15 protein-coding genes are annotated in these 11,639 nt (G+C 61.3%); 8 read left to right on the top strand and 7 right to left on the bottom strand.

Annotated elements, in window-relative coordinates; genetic code table 11:
* Window position 1: 1 nt before the first annotated feature.
* The 5 genes from INR99_RS09320 to INR99_RS09300 form a co-directional block, all read right to left on the bottom strand.
* The gene (locus INR99_RS09320) at window positions 2–1,216 is read right to left on the bottom strand and encodes a nucleotidyltransferase family protein (protein ID WP_194116069.1); all 1,215 of its coding nucleotides are present in this window, start codon (window positions 1,214–1,216) and stop codon (window positions 2–4) included.
* Entirely contained in the window at window positions 1,213–1,551 is a 339-nt protein-coding gene (locus INR99_RS09315) for an STAS domain-containing protein (protein WP_194116068.1), read from the bottom strand. Before INR99_RS09315 ends, INR99_RS09320 begins: the two co-directional genes overlap by 4 nt.
* Window positions 1,552–1,668: 117 nt before the next feature.
* Entirely contained in the window at window positions 1,669–1,965 is a 297-nt protein-coding gene (locus INR99_RS09310) for an Hpt domain-containing protein (RefSeq protein WP_194116067.1), read from the bottom strand.
* On the bottom strand, window positions 1,952–2,347 hold the full coding sequence (locus INR99_RS09305) for a response regulator transcription factor (protein WP_194116066.1): 396 nt from the start codon (window positions 2,345–2,347) through the stop codon (window positions 1,952–1,954). The genes INR99_RS09310 and INR99_RS09305 overlap by 14 nt, the downstream gene beginning before the upstream one ends.
* A complete protein-coding gene (locus tag INR99_RS09300) occupies window positions 2,344–3,753 on the bottom strand; it encodes an ATP-binding response regulator (RefSeq protein ID WP_308431471.1) in 1,410 nt (469 codons plus the stop codon). The genes INR99_RS09305 and INR99_RS09300 overlap by 4 nt, the downstream gene beginning before the upstream one ends.
* A 103-nt stretch (window positions 3,754–3,856) precedes the next feature.
* On the opposite strand from INR99_RS09300, the gene INR99_RS09295 reads away from it, so the two are divergent.
* Both INR99_RS09295 and INR99_RS09290 read left to right on the top strand, forming a co-directional pair.
* A complete protein-coding gene (locus INR99_RS09295; protein ID WP_194116064.1) occupies window positions 3,857–4,570 on the top strand; it encodes a sugar transferase in 714 nt (237 codons plus the stop codon).
* 15 nt (window positions 4,571–4,585) lie between these two features.
* Entirely contained in the window at window positions 4,586–6,946 is a 2,361-nt protein-coding gene (locus INR99_RS09290; protein WP_194116063.1) for a WecB/TagA/CpsF family glycosyltransferase, read from the top strand.
* A gap of 100 nt (window positions 6,947–7,046) precedes the next feature.
* Here INR99_RS09290 and INR99_RS09285 read toward each other — a convergent pair whose 3' ends face one another.
* Window positions 7,047–7,448 carry a DUF2541 family protein gene (locus INR99_RS09285; RefSeq protein WP_194116062.1) on the bottom strand — a complete coding sequence of 134 codons (402 nt, stop codon included), beginning with the start codon at window positions 7,446–7,448 and terminating at the stop codon, window positions 7,047–7,049.
* 215 nt (window positions 7,449–7,663) lie between these two features.
* Window positions 7,664–8,563, bottom strand: a complete 900-nt coding sequence (locus INR99_RS09280) for a LysR family transcriptional regulator (protein ID WP_194116061.1) — start codon at window positions 8,561–8,563, stop codon at window positions 7,664–7,666.
* A 127-nt stretch (window positions 8,564–8,690) separates the two neighbouring features.
* Here INR99_RS09280 and INR99_RS09275 point away from each other — a divergent pair, with 127 nt between their 5' ends.
* From INR99_RS09275 to INR99_RS09250, 6 genes are all read left to right on the top strand, one after another.
* Complete coding sequence (locus INR99_RS09275; protein ID WP_028451664.1) at window positions 8,691–9,227, top strand: carboxymuconolactone decarboxylase family protein; 537 nt, start codon at window positions 8,691–8,693, stop codon at window positions 9,225–9,227.
* Between the two features lie 99 nt (window positions 9,228–9,326).
* Window positions 9,327–9,821 carry a YHS domain-containing (seleno)protein gene (locus INR99_RS09270; RefSeq protein WP_194116060.1) on the top strand — a complete coding sequence of 165 codons (495 nt, stop codon included), beginning with the start codon at window positions 9,327–9,329 and terminating at the stop codon, window positions 9,819–9,821.
* Between the two features lie 90 nt (window positions 9,822–9,911).
* Window positions 9,912–10,190, top strand: a complete 279-nt coding sequence (gene grxC, locus INR99_RS09265; protein WP_194116059.1) for a glutaredoxin 3 — start codon at window positions 9,912–9,914, stop codon at window positions 10,188–10,190.
* A gap of 15 nt (window positions 10,191–10,205) precedes the next feature.
* On the top strand, window positions 10,206–10,454 hold the full coding sequence (locus INR99_RS09260) for a BufA1 family periplasmic bufferin-type metallophore (RefSeq protein WP_194116058.1): 249 nt from the start codon (window positions 10,206–10,208) through the stop codon (window positions 10,452–10,454).
* Between the two features lie 127 nt (window positions 10,455–10,581).
* On the top strand, window positions 10,582–11,046 hold the full coding sequence (locus INR99_RS09255) for a DoxX family membrane protein (RefSeq protein WP_194116057.1): 465 nt from the start codon (window positions 10,582–10,584) through the stop codon (window positions 11,044–11,046).
* On the top strand, window positions 11,003–11,530 hold the full coding sequence (locus INR99_RS09250) for a TlpA family protein disulfide reductase (RefSeq protein ID WP_194116056.1): 528 nt from the start codon (window positions 11,003–11,005) through the stop codon (window positions 11,528–11,530). The genes INR99_RS09255 and INR99_RS09250 overlap by 44 nt, the downstream gene beginning before the upstream one ends.
* The last annotated feature ends 109 nt before the right edge of the window (window positions 11,531–11,639 follow it).

The raw sequence follows: 11,639 nt of genomic DNA, 5'->3' as shown, positions 1-11,639 counted from the left end.
CTTAGCTGCCGGCACTGAGCTGTACTGCTGGGGCACTGCTATGGCGTACGGGAGCGGGGGTCAGGGCATTGATCTCTTCCAGGAAGTGCTGCTCTTTGGCGGAGATCGTGCTGCGCGGTGTACGGCTGTCCGCCAGAATCCACGGAATATTGCTGGCTGCCGGATCCACCGTCAGTCCATCGGCGCGCGCACACCAGCGCCCGGAAGCCAGTTTTTCCACCAGCAGGGCCTGCGTCCCGACGCGGGTGTAATCGAAGATCAGGCTGCGCTCGACGTGGGCGCCACGCTCGACAATGCTGCCCCGGCCGATCCAGAGCGGCCCGATCAGCGTCGCGCCATCTTCGATCGTCACGCTGTCAGCTAGCACCACCTGCCCCTGGATGTGGCAGCGGCGCGGGTCGATTCGGCAGTTGGCTCCGGCAAATACGCCAGGGGCGATTTCACGCCCGGGGCGGCTGACGGCTGGCAGCTCGCCGCGCAGCGCCCGCATCTGCACCGCGTAATAATCCGCGACGCGGCCAATGTCGACCCAGTCGAATGGCAGCTCGGTGCCATACAGGGCCAGCCCTTCGCGTGCCAGTTGCGGGAAAACATCGCTGCCAAGATCATAGGGGGTATCTGGCGGGATGTATTGCATGATTTGGGGTTCAAAGACATACACCCCGGTGTTTGCCAGATTGCTGCGTGCTTCACCGGGCTTGGGTTTTTCCTGGAACGCCATGATGCGATCCGTTTCATCCAGCAGGGCGACGCCGTATTGCGAGAGTTTCTGCTCGGGAACGCGGTTGAGCGCCAGCGTGGCCAGCGCACCGTTGCGATGGTGGGCCGCGATCAGCGCCGTGAGATCCAGATCAATCAGTGCATCGCCGCACAGCACCAGAAAAGTATCGTCGAAAAACCCAGAATGCTGCTGAATGGCCCGCAGCGTGCCGGCTGATCCCAGTGGCGTGTCGATCAGCTGACCATCGCGTTCGTAGCCTTCGTAGCTGAAAGCGAGTTCGACGCCGAAGCGCCGGCCGCTGTGGAAGTAGCCTTCGATTTCGCCGGCCAGATAGCTGGTGTTGATGATGATCTGATCCACACCATGGCGTGCGAGCTGTTCAATCAGGCATTCCAGTACCGGACGGTCAAGAATGGGCAGCATTGGTTTGGGGATGTCGCGGCTTAGTGGCATCAGCCGCGTACCCTTGCCGGCGGCGAGAATCAGCGCTTTCATGACAGCGCCTCTTTGATCTCGTCCAGATTGTTGAACACACTGAAAACCCGGTGCATGCGCATCAGTTCGAACAGGGCGGCGACCGGGCGTTGCAGCCCGAATACGGCGAAGTTGCCCCCTTTTTCGGTACAAAAGCGCAGGCAGGAAAGCAGGGCCCCCAGGCCGGAGCTATCGACAAACTCCAGGGAGGACATGTCGATGGCGACCGCTTTGGCACTTTCGAGTGCCGGCCGGATCTGTTTGCGGAAGGCATCCGCGTTGCTCGCATCGAGGCTGCCGGTGTTGAAGCCGATGACAGTCACGGCGGACTGCTCGGTACGGTTGATCAGTTCCATGGCTTTCTCCGGGATGAGGTGGTTGCAGCTGTATTAAAGCTGCTCTTTCCCGCAAGAATGTGAACCAACTGTGAAACTTTGCGCCGCGCACTGCGGTGCCGGGTGCTCCTTAGCCGATCAGACTGGCTGATTCGGCAAGGCGCGGATCTTGCTGGCGCAAGCGTCAAGGCGGGCCAGGCTGATTGCGCCATCCGCATGGTCTAGTGACTGTTGTTCCAGTTCTCGGGCGGTCTGGCTCAGTTCGGCAAAGCCCAGAGAGCCTGCCGCGCCGGCCAGTCGGTGCAGTTCCGCGCGCATGGCGTCTGCCGTTTGCGTCTGCCGCAGGGCGGCGAGGCGTTGCGGCAGTTCGTTCAGAAAGCGCTCCCGCAACTGCAGCAGCCCGCGCTGGTAAGCCGCCTCGTCAAATGCGGCCATGAAATGTACTCCAGAAGTGCTGCAACAGCTCGGGAAGCAGCACCGGATCGAAGGGTTTGCTGGCGACATAATCAGCGCCAGCTGCCAGTAGTGGCGCCAGCTCCTCGGGGGAAGCCTTGGCCGTGAGCATCACGATGCACAGTGGCGTGTCACCAGCCAGTTCGCGCAAGCGGGGAATGGCTTCAATGCCGCTCATTTCCGGCATCATGACGTCCAGTAGCAGCATTTGCGGCAAAGGATGCTGGGGCATTTCCGCCAGGGCGCGGGTTGCAAGCGGATAGCTCGTGACGTCAAAGCCGCCCAGGGTGGTCAGGCTCAGCTCCAGCAGATGGCGAATATCGGTGTCGTCCTCGATCACCGCAAGGTGCTGCAGGGCAATCATGCAGGGGCTCCAACGGGAAAATAAAGGGTAAAGGTCGAGCCTTCTCCGGGGGTAGTGGAAACTTGGATCTGCCCCTCGAGAGCTTCGACCAGCTGACGGGTAATGGCCAGCCCGAGGCCGCTGCCCCCCTGGCGGCGGCTGTCGCTGCCATCCGCTTGCGTGAAGGGCTCGAACAGGCGCGGCAGAAAATCGGCAGGAATACCCGGGCCGTGATCGCTGACCGCGATACTGAGCTGTGTGCCCTCACGTGCAGCGCGGATCGTAACGGTGTCGCCGGCTGCGGAAAACTTGCAGGCATTGGAAAGCAGGTTGGCCATGATCTGCAGAAAGCGGCCATGATCAGTATTCAGCCACTGCAGGCGAACGGGGGCGGAACAATCGAGTTCCAGGTTTACTGCATGGCGCTGGGCATATCCCAGATGACTAGCGACTGCTTCGTCGAGCAGATCCCCCAACTGTGCTGCGTGACGGACAAGCTGCAATTTGCCGGCCTGGCTGCGGTTGAGATCAAGTAATTCATTGACCATGCCAAGCAGGCGGCCGGAGTTGCGGTCGGCCATCGCCAGCAGCTGATGCTGCTGGGGCGTGAGACTTGCCGTATCTGCCTGCAGCATTTTCAACGCCCCGATAATTGACGTCAGCGGCGTGCGCAATTCGTGGCTGAGCGTGGCGATGAATTGCTGTTTGAGCTGGTCGGCACGCACGCGTTCGCTGATGTCGCGCAGCGTAATCAACAGGTAGCTTGCGCCATCTTGCGCAAAAGAACCCAGTCCGGCTTCCACCGGGATAAGGGAAGCATCGGGGCGTAGCACGTCAAGCTTGACCAGTGTGGCGGGTCCGGAACTTGTGCAAGCTGGTTGCAAATCAGGCAGCAGCGCCGACAGAGGCTGGCCGAGCAACTCCCCGAGGCTTTGCCCAAACAGGATGGCTGCCGCCGGATTGGCCTCGCAGATCCGCAGCGATGGATCGGCCAGCAAGATGGCGTCAAAGCTGTTGCGGCTGATCGCCTGCGAGCGGCTCAGCAGGCTGTTGTGTTGCGCCTGCAAGGTGAGTACCCGGCGCAGATTGCCCAGTTTGTTGGAGAGAATCGCCGGATTGACCGGTTTGTGCAGAAAATCGTCGGCATGAGCCTCCAGCGCCTTGAGCAGATGCTCTTCGCCCTCCAGCCCGGACAGCACCACGATCGGAATCCAGCGCCCATAATCGCGCCCCTTGATGATGCGGCTGACCGTGAAACCATCCATGCCGGGCATGAGCAGATCCAGCAGCACGATGTCCGGCGTCTGTTCTGCCATGCAGGCCAGCGCGGCTTCGCCATTGGCCGCTTCGCTGATCCGGAAGCCCAGTTCACGTACCTGTGCCGCCAGCTGCATGCGGGTTATGGCGATATCGTCGACGATAAGCACGTGCAAGTTTTCAGGAGCGGGCATGGATTGTTTACAAGCCTGTAACACTTGCTCTGGAAGTGGATGATTCAATCAGCATACACAATCCGCCAAGGAGACGGCCATGAATGCCAGGGTTGACCTTGCCGAACTGCGCCGGCTGGAACGCTATTACAGCCAGCCCTGGCGCAGGCGGGTGCGCGTGGCCTTCCTGCGCACCGAACTTAGCTTGCGCAGAAAGGGGGCCGCGCTGGTCAGACGCGGCTGGGATTGCACGGCAGCGCTTTCGGCCCTGCTGCTGTTCTGGCCGCTGTGGCTGGCGCTGGCGCTGGCAATCCGCATGGGCGATGGTGGTCCGATCCTCTACTGGCAGCAGCGGGTGGGGTATCGCGGTCGGGTATTCGCGTTTCCCAAGTTCCGCAGCATGGTGATGAATGCCGAGACCTTGCAGGGCAAGCTGGCCAACCAGCATGCGGATGCGCGTACGTTCAAGCAGCGGCACGATCCGCGCATTACCCGCATCGGCGCCTTCATGCGGCGTTTCAGCCTCGACGAAATCCCGCAACTCTGGTGTGTCCTTCGTGGCGACATGACCCTGGTCGGGCCGCGTCCGCCCCTGCCCAAAGAGGTGGCTCGCTATGGTCTTGATGCCCGCCAGCGTCTTGAGATTACCCCGGGTCTCACCTGTCTGTGGCAAGTGGGTGGTCGCTCCGAGCTGGATTTCGAGCAGCAATTGGCACTTGATCTGCAGTACATCCGCGAGCGCAGCCTGACGCTGGATGTGCTGATCCTGCTGCGCACCGTACCCGCCGTATTGGGTGGCCGTGGCGCCTACTGAACGGGAGATTCAGCCATGAATGACATTTCCGGAACCTGTCGCAAGCTGCTTGGGCGTGCCTTAGCCGCCAGCTGTACTTTGTTGCTGCTGCCCCTGGTCTTCAGCGCTCGTGGTCGTACTGCACTGCGCGCAATCGGGGAGGTCGCTGCAGGCCGACGTTGCTGGATTGGCGGCCATACCGGCGACAGGGCAGGGTTGGTGTCGACAGCAAGACTGCATGCGCTGCTTGGCTTGCCCGATGCGGGGGAGGCCGAACAGGATGCGCTGGATCTGCGCCAGCGCGGCTGGCTGTTCGATGCCGCACTGCTGCTGCGCTATCTGTGGGCCCGGCTGTTGGGCGGGGCGCGCCAGACTGGCTACGAGGCACGCTGGCCGCTGCTTGGGCTGTGGCTGGATAATCTGGACCATGGCGAAATTCTGCGCCAGCTGGCGGACTGGGCTCAGCAAGCCGGGCAGCGGCGGATTGCCTTTGTAAACCCGCATTGTGCCAATCTGGCTACACACCATGCGCGCTACCGCAGCATACTGAATCGCGCCGACCTGCTGCTGCCCGATGGGAGTGGCGTACTGCTGGCCGGCCGACTATTGGGCACCCCCATGAAGGCCAACAGCAACGGCACCGATCTGTTTCCGGTGCTATGCCGGCACTGGCAGCAGCAGGGGGCAAGGCTCTATCTGCTTGGAGGGCAAGAAGGTGTTGCAGACGCTGTCGCCGCCAGGTTGCTTCTTGAATACCCTGGTATCCATGTTGCTGGATGCCGCGATGGTTATTTCAAAGATGTGGATACCCCCCATGTCGTGACTGAAATTCGCAAGGCCGCACCGGATGTACTGCTGGTCGCGATGGGGGCGCCGCTACAGGATTTATGGCTGGCTGAGCATGCCGACGCCTTGGGGGTTCCCCTGGTGATCGGTGTTGGTGGGCTGTTCGATTTCTATAGCGGGCGAATTTCGCGTGCCCCGCTGTGGCTGCGCGAGCTCGGGCTGGAATGGTGCTGGCGTCTGGCCATGGAACCTGCCCGCATGTGGCGGCGCTATCTGCTGGGTAACGCCGCATTTTTGCTGCGCGTGATTGCTCAGCGATGCCAGAATTCACCGGCAATTCACGTGCAACCCGTGCGGGGAAGTGGCGACAAGGCGGATGCGATACTGCTTGCATCACGCCCTTTATGGCAAGGGGCTGGCGATGATCCTGCGGCCTTGTCATTACCTCTGGCAGGGCTGAGTCTGATTGAGCGCAGTGTGATGGCACTGGTGCGGCAAGGCGTGCAGCACATTCATGTGCTGGCCGATCTCGGCTATGTCGAGCTGCAGGAACTGCTCGGGAATGGTGAGCGTTGGGGCATTCGTTTGAGCTGGCACCATTGCGGAAGCGGGCAGGCGCTGAACCAGCGGCTCGCGAGCTTGCCGCTCACCGACAGGGCCTGGCTTTTGGCCCCGGGCTGTCTCCCTGAAGCTCCCCTTGTCGAGGAGGAAGGCAGTTGGCTGTTGCCTGATGGCAGTTGGTCCGGCTGGGCGCGAGTCAGTGCCTGGCAATTGCAGCAAGTAAAAGGGTGCCTGTCGCGTTTGCCGCAAGCGCCAAGCACCTTTGAGGGTATCGTGGTGCGAAACCCCGGTGAATTGCTGAGGGCGCAGGCTGATCTACTCGCGCGCGGACAGGATTTTCCACCTGAATATCGCGAAATAGCGCATCAGGTCTGGATTGCACCGGATGTGCTGCTGGAGCCTGGTGTGACGCTGAAAGGCCCGGCACTGATTGGCGCTGGAGCCCTGATCCGCCGAGGTAGCTCAATCGGTCCCAACGTCGTTTTGGGGGCAGGGTGTGTGCTTGAACGCAATGTCCGCTGCGACAATGCATTACTTGAAAACGATAGTTATGTTGCAGAGGGAATAACGGTCCAGGATATGCTCCAGCTGCACGGACAGATCCATGCCGTACGCATGGGATGTGTCGCTTCTCTCCAGTCCAGTGACTGTCTAGTGGGGACCTTACACCGGGCGAAGAGTCGGGTTAGCTGGCGAGATCGCCTGCAGGCACTGCTTTTGATCATGCTCATGCGGGCAGAGGACGATTCCACGCAACATGACATCCCAAAGCGCAGCCATTTGCGGGAAGTATGGACAGGACGGCGGCATCTCATTGGTCTGCCCGAGTTGCCGTCTCGGGATGGTGTGTCCGGCAAGCGGACTTTGCGAAATGGTGCATTGCGCCTTTCGGCACTCCGGCTCGCAGATCGGGCCTTGCCGCTGGTGAGTGATGCAGAGCAGGCCTGGCTCACCGATCTTTATGGCAGTGCTGTTCCCTGCAATCTGGCATGGAGACAGGTGATCCGACTATCCAGTTATTTCAAGAAAGCTTCATCCTCTGGGCAATAGGTGCTGGTGCTTATTCGCCGCTAGTGCGTAACAGCCTGCCGTGGCTCGAGCCTGCGTGCCTCTGTGGCACACAGGCTCAGGCTGCGTTTCAGCCGCTGGCTTAGCGGCGCCCCCATACCGAAACTTTGGCGCGTTCCAGCGAGCCTGGGGCGGTTTTGTACCAGAACACGATTTTCTTGATGTGGCGGGCGTGGCCGGGCAGGTCGATTGCCCGGGTCTGGCCGCCGGCATGGATGCGGTCGCGCACCGGTACTTCAATGCGGTCACCGTTGCTGAATTCGACAAACACCCGCTGGAATTCAACCGCACGCTCATGCACGCTGAAACGCAGCTTGGTATAGGGGCCGCGGTTGACATGGATGCTGTCACGGTCGCCGATCAGGCGCACGCTCTTGCTGCCGAGATTATCCCAGCGACCATGGTTGTCGTTGCGTGCTTCGGCCACCGAAGCCAGTGAGAGTGAAAGCAGGGTCAGGCAGGCAATCAGGCATTTGCGGAACATGGTATCTCCTTGGTATCGCCGTGCCGGGCACGGCCAATGATGACAGCATGATTGTCAGCGCCCGCAGGCCTGAGCTGAAGCGCTTGTGCGGTAATGCATACCCGCTTGACTGGGGCCATTGCGGTTCAGCGCATGGATGAGCCGGTGCGGCAAATGGCATCCTGCCCCGTGGTGCCACTTAGGGGGGGCCGCGGTAGCAGGATGCTGCGCCCGGCTCAGTTGAGCGCGCCGTTTTCCTTCAAGGCCTGCGCCATGAAATCGACAAAGGAGCGCACCTTGGCCGAGCCGTGGCGGCCTTCGCGGTGGACGATGTGGATCGGGATCGGCGCGGTCTCGAATTCGCCGAGCACGGTTTTCAATTCGCCGCTTTGCAGGTGGGCCGCCACCTGATACGACAGCAGGCGCGTGATGCCGGCGCCGTTGCGCACCGCGGCAATGGCGCCGTCGTTACTGGTCACGGTCAGGCGCGGCTTGATGCGGATGGTCTTGCTGTTGTCGCCCTCGCCGAATTTCCATTCCACCGAAGGCGTCACGCCACTGGCGGCGACGATCTGGTGGTGGTGCAGATCGTCCGGCGTCGCCGGGATGCCGTGCTGCGCCAGATAGTCGGGTGAGGCACACAGTACGCGGCGTACCTGGCCGACGCGGATCGCGCGCATGCTGCTGTCCTGCAGATTGCCGATGCGGATGCCGACGTCGATGCCTTCTTCCAGCATGTTCACCACCCGGTCGAGAAACAGTGCCGACACATCGACATCCGGATAGCGCTGCAGAAAGCGCACCACCTGCGGCATGACGAACAACTGGCCAAACAGCACCGGCGCGGTGATGGCCAGATGGCCGCGCGGCTCGGCATTGATGCCGGCGGCGGCCTCGTCAGCTTCCTGCAGCTCGGCGAGGATGCGCCGCGCATCATCCAGATAGCGCTGGCCGGCGTCGGTGACGCGCACATAGCGCGTGGTGCGGTTGAGCAGCTTCACGCCCAGATCTTCCTCCAGCGCGGCCACGGCGCGGGTGACGGCGGGCGGCGACAGCGCCAGCTTGCGCGCGGCAGCGGCAAAGCTCTCGGTTTCGGCCACGGCCACATAGACGGTCATCTGGTGAAAGCGGTCCATTGCATTATTCCGTTCTGAGAAATGATTTATTGTGTTTTATGTGGATTCTTCTTTCAAGTGGATTTGTCCAGAATGCACTCATTCGCTCAACACCGAGCGAAACCACCCAACCACCAAGGACCACATCATGAGCCGCATCTCTCTCGTTACCGCTGACACCGCTACCGCCGAACAACAGGCACTGTTCGATGCCATTCACGCCCAGCTGGGCATCGTGCCGAACTTCCTGAAGATTTTCGCCAATTCGCCGGCGGCACTGCGCGCCTTCCTCGGCCTGCACGGCATTGCCAAGGAAGGCAGCCTGGACGTGCAAACCCGCGAGCGCATCGCCCTGGCGCTGGCGCAGCAGAACTCCTGCGAATACTGCCTGTCGGCACACACCGCCATCGGCAAGGGCGCGGGCCTCAATGGTGACGAGATTGCCGCCAACCGCGCCGGCACCAGCCAGGACGCCAAGGCCGCCATCGCCGTGAAGCTGGCGCGTTCGCTGGCCGAACACAAGGGCGAGATCACCACCGCCGAGCTGATCGAGGCGCGCAATGCCGGCTTCAGCGATGCCGACATCGTCGAAATCATCACTCACGTAGGCATGAACCTGCTGACCAACATCCTGGGCAAGGCCAGCCGCGTGGAAATCGATTTCCCCAAGGTGGCGCTGGCCTGATACCCGGTAGTCCATGCGTCCGGCGCCTAGGCGCCGGGCTGGATACAACGTAGTACCCCACTTATTTAGCTTATTAACGCATTGCCAAGGAATTTCATCATGCTGAACGTACGCACTTCCATTCTTGCTGCCCTCATTTCCGGTTTTGCCGCGCTGGCCGTCGTGCCGGGCACCGCACTGGCCTACGACGAAAACTCGACCGCTGCGGTCAATGTCGACGCACAGGGCGTGGGCCTGCAGGGCTATGACCCGGTCGCCTATTTCACCGACAAGGCACCAGTACTGGGCAATTCCGCCTACAAGGCCTCGCACAATGGTGTGACCTATCACTTCGCCAGCAAGGCGCACCGTGACCAGTTCACCGCCAATCCGGCGCACTACGCGCCGCAATTTGGTGGCTTCTGCGCCATGGGCGTGGCGCTGGACAAGAAGCTCGATGGCGATCCGCAAGCCTGGAAGATCGTCGACGGCAAGCTGTACCTGAACGTGAACAAAGAAGTGCAGAAGAAGTGGCTGGAAGACGTTCCGGGCAACCTGAAGAAGGCCAATATGGAATGGCCGCAGATCAAGGACAAGGCACCGAAGGATCTGTAATTCAAATTTCAGGCATGGGTATATCTTTACAGCCTAATTGAATAAATGGCTGTGCTGATATACCCAGGCTGAGCGCAAAAGGAAACCGCCATGCCGACGATTACCCTCTACAGCACCCGTACCTGCCCCTACTGCGTGCAGGCCGAAAACCTGCTGGCCCGCAAAGGGCTCAGCGTCAGCAAGATCCTGGTCGACAGCGATCAGGCCGAGTTTGCCAACATGGTCGAACGCAGCGGTCGCCGCTCGGTGCCGCAGATTTTCATCGGCGAACGGCATGTGGGCGGATTTACCGATCTGCTGGCGCTGGATCTGTCCGGCGAACTGTCGCAGTGGCTGGCTAACGCCGCCCCGGCGCAAACCACACCCTGAACCAAGGAGCCAAAGATGGATGGCAAGCAACTGATTCTGGCCAGCGCCATGACCGCCGTGCTGGCACTGGCCGCCAACCCCGCGCTGGCCGCTGATGCCAGCAAGGAAAAATGCTACGGCGTGGCCAAGGCGGGCAGCAATGACTGCGCGGCCAACGGGCATTCCTGTGCGGGCATGGCCAAAACCGATTTTGATGGCAAGGAGTGGAAGCTGGTTGCCAAGGGCAGCTGCCTTCAGCTCAAGGGGTCGCTGACCCCGCGTTAAGCGTTTCAGCTTAGTTGTACTTTTTCTCCTCCTCGTTAAGTTGATTTGCCCCTGCACGTTCAGCCCTGCGGGGGCTTTTTTTAGCTGAATGCCGGCTCTTGTCCGGCATCTTCTACCGGAGCCTGTCATGTTTTTTCTGAATCACTACCCGCGTCTGGCGCGTGCCGGTTTTGCTGGCTATCTCTTGCCGCTGGCCGATCTGCTGGCGCGCCTGTATCTGGCCCGCGTGTTCTTCCTCTCCGGGCTGACCAAGATTGCCGATTGGGAGATCACGCTCGCGCTGTTCAGTGACGAGTATCGCGTGCCATTGCTGTCGCCTTACTGGGCCGCGTTGCTGGGCACCGCCGGCGAGCTGGTGCTGCCGGTGCTGCTGCTCTTGGGGGTGCTGACGCGCTGGTCAACGCTGGGCTTGCTCGCACTGAACAGTGTCGCCGTGCTGGCGTATTACCATGCGCTGCAGGACAGCCCCGCCGCGCTGCAGGATCATCTGGAATGGGCGCTTCTGCTCTTGCTGGTGCTGGCCTTGCCGCACTCGCGGGCGCGGCTGGATGGCTGGCTGCTACGCTTGTCCGTCAAGAGGGCGCAGGCATGATGCGCGCCCTGATCATCCTGATGCTGGCCGGTTTGCTGCATGCACCAGCCTGGGCCGCCCGGCACTTGCCGGGCGCGATGTGCTTGATGGCCGGCGCATCGAGCTGCAGCAATACCGCCACCAGACCGTGCTGCTGGTGTTCTTTCGCGCCGGCTGCGGCAGCTGCGTGTACAACTTCAAGCTGCTGCGCGAGTTCTACAAGGCCAATCGCAACAGCCAGTTTGCAGTGATCGGTGTGGGGCTGGACAAGCAGGCCGAGGTCTTGCGCGACTATGCACGTCTGGTGGCTGCCACCACGCCAGCCGCCGAGCAATTTCCCTTGCTGTGGCGGCTGGATCCGGCCCACCGGGATGGCTTTGGCGAAATGCGCCATGATTCCAGCGTGCTGGTGATCGGCAAGGAGGGCGAGATCCTGCTGCGGCGCGAAGGCGTGATCCGGAACGACGATTGGGACGAAATCTGGACCTATCTGCGCCATGGCTAGCGCGCCAGTGCGGCGGCCATTTAATTGCGATGATCGGAATAATAAATTTCATTTGGCGGGCATTCTTCCTTTGTTCGGTGGTTGGCAGAATGCCCGTATTCCATTCACC

Source organism: Chitinilyticum piscinae, from assembly GCF_015223195.1.
GTDB classification, from domain to species: Bacteria; Pseudomonadota; Gammaproteobacteria; order Burkholderiales; family Chitinibacteraceae; genus Chitinilyticum; species Chitinilyticum piscinae.
The sequence above is the reverse complement of the archived record's forward strand: the minus strand, read 5'-3'. Positions and strand labels throughout refer to the sequence as shown.

Excerpts from the sequence above, each read along its gene's own strand:
- INR99_RS09320 (WP_194116069.1), bottom strand. The coding sequence starts at position 1,216 with ATGAAAGCGCTGATTCTCGCCGCCGGCAAGGGTACGCGGCTGATGCCA.
- INR99_RS09315 (WP_194116068.1), bottom strand. The coding sequence starts at position 1,551 with ATGGAACTGATCAACCGTACCGAGCAGTCCGCCGTGACTGTCATCGGC.
- INR99_RS09310 (WP_194116067.1), bottom strand. The coding sequence starts at position 1,965 with ATGGCCGCATTTGACGAGGCGGCTTACCAGCGCGGGCTGCTGCAGTTG.
- INR99_RS09305 (WP_194116066.1), bottom strand. The coding sequence starts at position 2,347 with ATGATTGCCCTGCAGCACCTTGCGGTGATCGAGGACGACACCGATATT.
- INR99_RS09295 (WP_194116064.1), top strand. The coding sequence starts at position 3,857 with ATGAATGCCAGGGTTGACCTTGCCGAACTGCGCCGGCTGGAACGCTAT.
- INR99_RS09290 (WP_194116063.1), top strand. The coding sequence starts at position 4,586 with ATGAATGACATTTCCGGAACCTGTCGCAAGCTGCTTGGGCGTGCCTTA.
- INR99_RS09285 (WP_194116062.1), bottom strand. The coding sequence starts at position 7,448 with ATGTTCCGCAAATGCCTGATTGCCTGCCTGACCCTGCTTTCACTCTCA.
- INR99_RS09280 (WP_194116061.1), bottom strand. The coding sequence starts at position 8,563 with ATGGACCGCTTTCACCAGATGACCGTCTATGTGGCCGTGGCCGAAACC.
- INR99_RS09275 (WP_028451664.1), top strand. The coding sequence starts at position 8,691 with ATGAGCCGCATCTCTCTCGTTACCGCTGACACCGCTACCGCCGAACAA.
- INR99_RS09270 (WP_194116060.1), top strand. The coding sequence starts at position 9,327 with ATGCTGAACGTACGCACTTCCATTCTTGCTGCCCTCATTTCCGGTTTT.
- grxC (WP_194116059.1), top strand. The coding sequence starts at position 9,912 with ATGCCGACGATTACCCTCTACAGCACCCGTACCTGCCCCTACTGCGTG.
- INR99_RS09260 (WP_194116058.1), top strand. The coding sequence starts at position 10,206 with ATGGATGGCAAGCAACTGATTCTGGCCAGCGCCATGACCGCCGTGCTG.
- INR99_RS09255 (WP_194116057.1), top strand. The coding sequence starts at position 10,582 with ATGTTTTTTCTGAATCACTACCCGCGTCTGGCGCGTGCCGGTTTTGCT.
- INR99_RS09250 (WP_194116056.1), top strand. The coding sequence starts at position 11,003 with ATGGCTGGCTGCTACGCTTGTCCGTCAAGAGGGCGCAGGCATGATGCG.